9 protein-coding genes and 1 riboswitch are annotated in these 7788 nt (G+C 72.7%); of the genes, 1 reads left to right on the top strand and 8 read right to left on the bottom strand.

Annotated elements, in window-relative coordinates:
- Positions 1-17: 17 nt before the first annotated feature.
- Positions 18-117, bottom strand: a riboswitch (glycine riboswitch).
- Positions 118-230: 113 nt separating this feature from the next.
- Complete coding sequence (locus ACFY60_RS16740) at positions 231-605, top strand: PRC-barrel domain-containing protein (protein WP_388614689.1); 375 nt, start codon at positions 231-233, stop codon at positions 603-605.
- A 57-nt stretch (positions 606-662) separates the two neighbouring features.
- Here the strand turns inward: ACFY60_RS16740 and ACFY60_RS16745 are convergent, their stop codons facing one another.
- The 8 genes from ACFY60_RS16745 to ACFY60_RS16780 form a co-directional block, all read right to left on the bottom strand.
- Entirely contained in the window at positions 663-2084 is a 1422-nt protein-coding gene (locus ACFY60_RS16745; protein ID WP_388614690.1) for a DNA polymerase IV, read from the bottom strand.
- Between the two features lie 81 nt (positions 2085-2165).
- Positions 2166-2783 (bottom strand): MerR family transcriptional regulator, encoded by a 618-nt coding sequence (locus ACFY60_RS16750; protein ID WP_388614693.1) that lies wholly within the window; start codon positions 2781-2783, stop codon positions 2166-2168.
- A 184-nt stretch (positions 2784-2967) separates the two neighbouring features.
- Entirely contained in the window at positions 2968-3435 is a 468-nt protein-coding gene (locus tag ACFY60_RS16755; RefSeq protein WP_309053375.1) for a bifunctional nuclease family protein, read from the bottom strand.
- 53 nt (positions 3436-3488) lie between these two features.
- Entirely contained in the window at positions 3489-4229 is a 741-nt protein-coding gene (locus ACFY60_RS16760; protein ID WP_388614696.1) for a MerR family transcriptional regulator, read from the bottom strand.
- 28 nt (positions 4230-4257) lie between these two features.
- Positions 4258-5199: an FHA domain-containing protein gene (locus ACFY60_RS16765; RefSeq protein ID WP_309053378.1), complete on the bottom strand. Its 942-nt coding sequence runs from the start codon at positions 5197-5199 to the stop codon at positions 4258-4260.
- Between the two features lie 79 nt (positions 5200-5278).
- Positions 5279-6331 carry a DUF881 domain-containing protein gene (locus tag ACFY60_RS16770; RefSeq protein WP_388614699.1) on the bottom strand — a complete coding sequence of 351 codons (1053 nt, stop codon included), beginning with the start codon at positions 6329-6331 and terminating at the stop codon, positions 5279-5281.
- Positions 6332-6336: 5 nt separating this feature from the next.
- Positions 6337-6669, bottom strand: a complete 333-nt coding sequence (locus ACFY60_RS16775; RefSeq protein WP_015032176.1) for a small basic family protein — start codon at positions 6667-6669, stop codon at positions 6337-6339.
- The gene (locus ACFY60_RS16780; protein ID WP_388614702.1) at positions 6666-7595 is read right to left on the bottom strand and encodes a DUF881 domain-containing protein; all 930 of its coding nucleotides are present in this window, start codon (positions 7593-7595) and stop codon (positions 6666-6668) included. The genes ACFY60_RS16775 and ACFY60_RS16780 overlap by 4 nt, the downstream gene beginning before the upstream one ends.
- Positions 7596-7788 lie beyond the last annotated feature (193 nt).

Genomic DNA, 7788 nt, shown 5'->3' on the forward strand with positions numbered 1-7788 from the left:
CTGCTTTCCAGAGTGACCTCGTCCGCGCGGTACAGGGGCCTGAGAGATTCCGGGGAGGATTTGCTCCTTCGGCGCCACCGGAAAGTTTTCTCCGGGGGACTCTCCCGCACGGGGTCGACAGCCACAGCCAGCCTACCAGCGCGGTTGTGCCGCCCATCGCTCAAGTGGCCGACATCTCGGATGTGCACTTTCGTAGGGGTGTGGAGCAGTTGCGACCAGTTGGAGGGACCGTGCAGACCGACATCGATCCGCGCAGCCTGATCGGCCGCAAGGCGTACGACCGGAACGGACACAGAATCGGGACGGTGGACGAGGTGTACCTGGACGACGCGACCGGCGTCCCGGAGTGGGCCGCCGTCCGCACGGGCCTCTTCAGCCGGGACGCCTTCGTCCCCCTGGCGCCGAGCGAACTGGTCGACGACGGGCTCCACGTCCCGTACGAGCGGTCGCTGATCAAGGACGCCCCCGACTTCGGCGTCGGCCGGCACCTCTCCCCCGAGCAGGAGCTCCAGCTCTACCGTCACTACAGCCTCGCCCTGCCGCCCCCGCCCGGCGACGCCCCGGACACGGACTTCGGGCGCCTGGCGGGCCAGGACGGCCCCTGAGAACCCGCGCACCGCGTCAGGCCGCCGGGCGTACGGGTTCGGGGGCTCGGCGACGCGTCAGGCCGCCGCTCCGCCACCCGCCGCCTCCACGCGCTCCGGTCCACCGGTCCCGCGCACCAGCGGGAGCGGCTCGGACGGCTCCAGATCCGGATCGTCCACGGCGAAGGTCCGCACCCGCCCCGGCGCGGACCAGGGCTCCTCGAAGCGGACGGTGACGCGCCCGACCCCGCTGCCCTGGACCCAGCCCGCCCCGTGCACGGCGTGCCGTACGTCCTGCCCCGGGGACCAGCGCCGCTCCTCGGCCGGAGCGGCCTGCCCGGGGCCGCCCGGCGGCGAGGCGGCCGGCTGGGCCGCGGCGGCCTCGGCCTCCCCGGTGTCCCGCCCGCCGACCGTGGCCTGTGCCGCCTCCGCGAACTGGGCGAAGAGATCCTCCTGCGTGTAGTCGGCGAGACCGCTGACCCCCACCCCCAGAAGCCGCACCCCGCCCGTGGTGTCCACCGCCTCCAGGAGCCGGGCGGCCGCCTCCCGCACCACCACCGGGTCGTCGGTGGGCCCGCGCAGCGTCTCGGAGCGGGTCAGCGTCGAGAAGTCGTAGCGCCGCACCTTGAGCACGATGGTCCGCCCCGAGTGCCCCGAGGCGCGCAGCCGCCCCACGCACCGCTCGGCGAGCCGCTCCACCTCCGTACGGATCCGCACCCGGTCGTGCAGGTCCACGTCGAAGGTGTCCTCGACCGACACCGACTTCGCGTCCCGCTCGGCCACCACGGGCCGGTCGTCGTACCCCTGGGCCATCCGGTACAGCGAGGCTCCGTGCGCCTTCCCCAGGAGCCGTACGAGCTCGTCCTCACCGGCCTCCGCCAGGTCTCCGACCGTGGTCATCCCGGCTCGTCGCAGATGCTCCCCGGTGGCCGGACCGACGCCGGGCAGGATCCGTACCGAGCGGGGCCCGAGGAGCTCCCGCTCGGTACCCGGCTCGATGAGGACGAGCCCGTCCGGCTTGGCCTCCTCCGAGGCGATCTTGGCGATCATCTTGGATCCGGCGAGCCCGACGGAACCGGTCAGGCCGGTGGTGGCCAGGATGTCGGCCCGCAGCCGCTCCCCGGCGGCCCGCGCGCTCGCGCTGTCGTCGGCCACTCCCCCGGCCTCCAGGTCGACGAAGGCCTCGTCCAGGCTCAGCGGCTCCACGAGCGGCGACAGCCGCCCGAGCAGCTCCATCACCTGCTCGCTGATCGACCGGTAGAAGGCGAAGCGCGCCACCAGATAGGCGGCGTTCGGCGCGAGCCGCCGCGCCTGCCCCATCGGCATGGCGGAGTGCACCCCGAAGCGCCGCGCCTCGTAGGAGGCGGTGGCCACCACGCCACGCGGCCCGAGACCGCCGACGATCACCGGTTTTCCGCGCAGGCTTGGCTTCGCCGCCTGTTCGGCGGCGGCGAAGAACGCATCCATGTCCAGATGCAGGATCGTCGGCGCGGCTCTCACGCCTCCGATGCTGCCCCATGCCACTGACATCGGCCCCACCGACAGGAGACCGGCCGGACCCGGTGCCGCCGTGCCGCGGGCTCAGACGGCCCGGTCGCGCCGCCGGCGGGCCAGCTCGTCGCCCGGATTGTGCCCGATCAGCGTCTCACCGGTGTCGACCCGCTCACCGTGCAGCTGCGAGAGGGCCGCCTCCACCTCGCGCCAGACGACGCCCACGGCGATGCCGAAGACGCCCTGACCGCCCTGGAGGAGGCTCACCACCTCGTCGGGCGAGGAGCACTCGTACACGGTGGCACCGTCGCTCATGAGCGTCATGCGCTCGAGGTCCCGAAAGCCCCGCGCCCGCAGGTGCTGGACGGCGGCCCGGATGTTCTGCAGGGCCACGCCCGTGTCGAGAAAACGCTTGACGATCTTCAGGACGACGACGTCGCGGAAGCTGTACAGCCGCTGTGTCCCCGACCCGTAGGCGGGCCGCACGCTCGGCTCCACGAGCCCGGTGCGCGCCCAGTAGTCCAGTTGGCGGTAGGTGATGCCGGCCGCCGCACAGGCCGTCGGACCGCGGTAGCCCACGGCGTCGTCCGCCAGGCCCTCACCCGCGTCCGTGCCGAAGTCGCCCACCCTGTCGTGAAGCGGATACGGCCCGCTCTCTCCGGACACGCGTCCGAGGGAGCTCCCTGCCGTACCGTCCGCGCTGCTCATCACGCCGACCCTCCGTCCTTGACCTGCCCACACGAAGGTAGGCAGTCACTTGGGGTGCGTCAACGATCGCCACACTCGGCACGCCGAGTGATAATCACCCTGAGGGTGGTTTCCCGTGTCCCTCTCCGGGGAAAGGCTACTCGAATGCTCTGACAGCGCCCCGCGAACGGCTCCCGGCCGTCGGTCACTGGCTCCCGAAGTCCTCCGGTGAGATCTGGTCGAGGAACTCGCGGAACTTCTCCACCTCGTCCTCCTGCTCGTCCGGGATCGCGATGCCGGCGTCGTCCAGGACACCGTCACTGCCGAAGATCGGCGTACCCATCCGCAGCGCCAGCGCTATCGCGTCCGACGGCCGGGCACTCACCTCCACGCCGCTGGCGAAGACCAGCTCGGCATAGAAGACCCCGTCCCTCAGATCGGTGATGCGGACCTGCGTCAGCTCCTGGCCGACGGCTTCCAGCACGTCCTTGAACAGGTCGTGCGTCAGCGGCCTCGGCGGCGCCATGCCCTGCTGGGCGAAGGCGATGGCCGTCGCCTCCCCCGGTCCGATCCAGATGGGGAGGTAGCGATCGCCTCCCACTTCGCGCAGGAGCACGATCGGCTGGTTCGAGGGCATTTCGACCCGGACACCCACAACGTCGAGCTCGTTCACACAGCAACCCTAGGACGTGCCCGACCGGTTTGGATAGTCGGGCCCGGACAAGATCACGGCAGGCGGACCCCGAGCGCGGTCTGGACCAGTGCCGCGTGGAGCCGTACGGAGAGGGTCGCGAGCTCTTTCGCGGTGGCCTCCGCATGGGCTCTGGTCTGCGGATTCCGGTGCCGGCGCAGCGGCGCGACCACCTGCTCCACCAGCCCCGCCTCGCGGTCCGCGGCCGCCTTGACACCACGCAGGTGGCGGGGTTCGAGACCGAACCTCCCGAGGTCCGCGACGAGCCGTGCCACGGTCACGGTCCCGGCGTCGTAGCCGCCGCCCGTCGTCTCCGCGATCAGACCGTAGGACTCCCATTCGGCGAGTTCGCTCTCGCCGACCCCGGTGGCGGCCAGCAGCTCGGCCCTGCCGATCCGCGCGGCCGTCGGCCGCTCCTGGTCGGCCGGGTCGTCGTCGGCCGCCGGGTCGCGGCGGCCGGGCACCGGCAGCGCGATCCGCTCGCCCCGGGCCAGGGCGTCGAGATGCTCGCGGATCACCTTCAGCGGAAGGTAGTGGTCCCGCTGCATCCGCAGGATCCGAGCGAGCCGCTCGACGTCCTGCGGGCTGAACTTCCGGTACCCGGAGGCCGTGCGCCGGGGCTCGACCAGGCCTTCGGCCTCCAGGAACCGGATCTTGGAGATCGTCACTTCGGGAAACTCGTCGCGCAGCTGGTTGAGCACCGTACCGATGCTGACCAGCCGGTCGCCCGCGCCGGCGGCGCCGGAACCGGCACCGCCCGTCGGTGTTCGCAGCATGGACCTTCCCTGAAGGTTCTCCGGGACGTCAGGCGCCCCGCTGGCTCGAGTGGAAGACCAGCCGGTACTTGCCGATCTGCACCTCGTCGCCGTTGGACAGAACCACGGACTCGATGGGCTCGCGGTTCACATAGGTGCCGTTGAGGCTGCCCACGTCCGACACCGTGAAGGTGCCGTCCTGTCCCCGGCGGAACTCCACATGGCGGCGGGAGACCGTCACGTCGTCGAGGAAGATGTCGCTCTGCGGGTGACGTCCCGCCGTGGTCAACTCGCCGTCCAGGAGGAACCGGCTGCCCGAGTTCGGGCCGCGGCGCACCACGAGGAGCGCGGAGCCCGGCGGCAGCGCCTCGACGGCCGCCAGTGCCTCGGGGGACAGCGACGGCATCGCGATCTGGCCGGTGGTCTCCGAGTCGTACGCCTCGAGCCCCGAGATGGAGATCGTCGACGTCGTCTCGGACGCCCGCTCGGCGGCGACCCCGCCCCGCAGCGGCGCGCCGCAGTGGGAGCAGAAGCGGCTGTCGGCCGCGTTGCGGTGACCGCACCTCGTACACACCGGCATGGACGCATCCTCCTGCCGCGGCTGCCCCGCGGAGGTCTGTGTCGCATACGGATCGGGGTTGAACCCTCCACCCGTACTTGAGGTTGATGGTTCTCCGAAACCTATGCGGGCGGCCCCGGCAGGGTCAACAGAAGACGCGCCCTGTGTGCCCGGAATGTCACCCCCCCGGCCACCGACCTCGTCACGGAAGAGGGGGCGCTCGCCACCCTGTTCCTCGCTCTGGGCGTGGCGCTGCGCGCGGTGCCTGGCGTTGCCGCCGTCCTCGCGTGCGCTCTTGCCGAACAACTTCGCAAACAACTTCACGGGCGATTCCCCTTGACCGAAACAGACCCGCCCGTGGGGCAGGACGAACCGAGATCCATCACACCTGCCGACCCGGACACCTTCACAACGTCCGTATCCTCCGGACAGTTTCCACCACGCACCACCGTTGTGGTGCGCCGACCCCCCGCAACGCCGAGCCCATGTCGCGGGACCCCCCTCGCCCCTCTCACTGCGAGGACGACCGAGCGTAGTCAGGCCGCTTCGCGGGTCGCAAGGCGTCGACGACGATCTTCGCCGACCGCTCCACCGTGGCCGTGGCCTGCTCCTTCTCCAGGGTCTGGACGACACCGCCGGGGATGTTGAGCGCGGGCTCGAGATCCTCCGGCTTGCCGATGACCTTGAAGACGTACGGAGCGGCCACCTTCGTTCCATCGATCCGCATCTCGTCACCACTACCGGTGAAATAGCTGTCCGCGACGACGCGGACGCCGTTGACCTGGATCGCCTCCGCACCGGCCGCGCGGAGCTCCTGGATGGCGTCGAGGAGCATGTCGGACTCGACGGCCCCGGCCGGGTCGGTGACGGTGAGGGTGATGCCGGGACCCTCGGCGGCGACGGTGCCGGCCAGGATGCCGAGCTGGCGTTCCTTCTCCTGGGTCTGCTTGCGGGCCTCCTCGGCCTGGTCGGAGCTGGACTCCAGCTCCGACCGCTGCTGCTCCAGGCGGGCCTTCTCGTCCTCCAGGCGCTGGGTCCTGTCGTCGAGTTCGTCGAGGATGCGGACGAGGTCCTCCTGCCGGGCCCCGCGCAGGGCGCTGTTGTCGCTGGTCGAGGAGACCTGGATGGCGAGTCCCAGACCGAGGACGAACAGCAGGAGGGCGACGACGAGTTGGGCCCGGGTGACGCGGGGCGGCCACAGCGCGTCGGCGAGCCGCCGCCGTCCCAGCGGCTCGGCGGCGGGGGCCGCGGGCGGCGGGACGGGGGGTACGGCGGGGGCGGCGGGCGGCAGGGGCGCCGCGGCGGGCGCGGGGCCCCCTGAAGCGGGGCGCGGCGACTCGGCGCCGACTCCCGGGGCACCGGCCGGGCCGGGCTGCCCGGCGGGCGGGAGGTTTCCGCTTCCGGCCGGGGCCTCGGGGGTGCGGGGAGCCCCGGGATCGCTCGGGTTCCCGGGGACGCGCGGTCCCTCGGGCGTACCGGCGCCGCTCGCGGGGCGGGGTGTCTCGGCGTCCCCGGAGGCGCGGGGGTCGCCGGCGTTCTCGGGGCGCTCGGGCTGCTCGCTCATCGGCCTCACGCCCGGAAGACGTGGCGCCGGATGGCGGCCGCGTTGGAGAAGATCCGGATGCCCAGGACGACGACCACGCCGGTCGACAGCTGCGCGCCCACGCCCAGCTTGTCGCCGAGGAAGACGATCAGCGCGGCGACCACGACGTTCGACAGGAAGGACACCACGAACACCTTGTCGACGAAGATGCCGTCGAGCATGGCCCGCAGGCCGCCGAAGACCGCGTCGAGGGCGGCGACCACGGCGATCGGAAGATAGGGCTCGACCACCGCCGGGACCTCGGGTCGGACCAAAAGCCCGACCACGACTCCGACGATCAGGCCCAGTACGGCGATCACGATGTGCCCTTCCCTGTGTCGGCCGTGGCCCGCCCGGACGGCGTCGCCGCCCCGGCCCCCCTCGGCTCTGCTGTACGTACGATCAGGCTCGGCGCCGCCGGCAGGCGCAGGTCGGCCGCGGTCGCGATGCTGCTGCGGATCCCGAAGTTCTCCACGAGCGCGTGCAGGTACTGGCCGTCGGCGCTGTCCTGGAACGTGGTGCTCAGCCGCTGTCCGTCCCCGATGGCGAGCACGACGTACGGCGGCACCAGCGGCTTGTTGTCGACCAGTATGGCGTCCCCGGCGGCCCGGATCGCCGAGAGCGAGGTCAGGCGCTGCCCGTTGATGGAGACCGCCTCGGCTCCCGACTCCCACAACCCGTTGACCACGCGCTGCATGTCCCGGTCACGGACCCGGCCGGTGTCGGAGAAGCCGCTGCTCTCCCGGGGCCCGCCCCCGCCGCTGTCGGTCCCCTTGGCGTCGTCGACGACCAGCCGCACGCCGGGGCCGCTGACGGGCGTCGCCCCGGAGAGCAGCCCGACCAGTTCCGCCTGGTCGCCGCCGTGCTGTTCGAGGGCCTTGCGCTGGCGCTCCGCGACCTCGGCCCGGATGCGCTCGACGTCCTCCTCCAGCCCGTCGGCCGTGGAGCTCTCCGCCTCGATGCGGCCGATCAGCTCCTGGCGTTCCTTGGCCACCACGGGGGCGGAGATACGTGCCTCCGCCGCGCCCACCGTGACGACGGCGGCCGCGAGCACCAGTCCGGCCGCGAGGCCGAGCTTGGCGCGCAGCGGACGCGGCAGGGCCCCGCCCTCGGCCACCCGGCGGGCGGTCGCCTCGGCGTAACCGTCGTCGAGGGCGTGGTCGATGACGTTGTTCAGCAGCGACATCGACGCGTCCGGGCGCGGCGGTGGTGATCCGGTGCTCCGAACGGGGTGCTGCTGCGACATGCCGCACATCGTCGCACGTCGTACGGCTTACCGCCGAATGGCCCCACCGTGCGGGGGGGGGGGGCCCCCCCCCCGGGGGGCCCCCCCCCCCCCCCCCCCCCCCCCCCCCCCCCCCCGGGGGCCCCCCCCCCCCCCCCACACCCCCCCCCCCCCCCCGGCCCCCCCCCCCCCGGCCCCCCCCCCCCCCCGCGGG

It is taken from the genome of Streptomyces sp. NPDC012827 (assembly GCF_042900905.1).
Classification (GTDB): domain Bacteria; phylum Actinomycetota; class Actinomycetes; order Streptomycetales; family Streptomycetaceae; genus Streptomyces; species Streptomyces gulbargensis.